Annotated in this window: 2 pseudogenes; one reads left to right on the forward strand and one right to left on the reverse strand. The window is 50.5% G+C overall.

What is annotated here, in order from left to right:
- Positions 1–126, reverse strand: a pseudogene (locus ACLJR2_RS23790) (transposase); the annotation flags it as partial.
- Positions 127–192: 66 nt separating this feature from the next.
- Here ACLJR2_RS23790 and ACLJR2_RS23795 point away from each other — a divergent pair.
- Positions 193–301, forward strand: a pseudogene (locus ACLJR2_RS23795) (IS110 family transposase); the annotation flags it as partial.

Genomic DNA, 301 nt, shown 5'->3' on the forward strand with positions numbered 1-301 from the left:
CTGTAGCATCTCCTTGTCCAGACTCAGCTCAGCGACCAGCTTCTTCAGCCGCTGATTCTCATCCTCCAGTTTCCGCAGGCGCCGCAGTTCCGTCACGCCTGGCCCGGCAAATTTTTTCTTCCAGTTAATGGGATGGACTACCTCCTCCCGCTGCGGTTAACTGTACGAAATGTGCTCACCAGGAGAATCACCATGAATATCTTATTTCTGGGTATTGATCTGGCTAAAAATGTTTTTCAGCTCTGCGGGTTAAACCAGGCCGGCAAACCGGTTTATACGAAACGCACTGGCCGAAAAGAAT

This window comes from Salmonella sp. SAL03688 (assembly GCF_046551895.1).
Classification (GTDB): Bacteria; Pseudomonadota; Gammaproteobacteria; order Enterobacterales; family Enterobacteriaceae; genus Salmonella; species Salmonella enterica.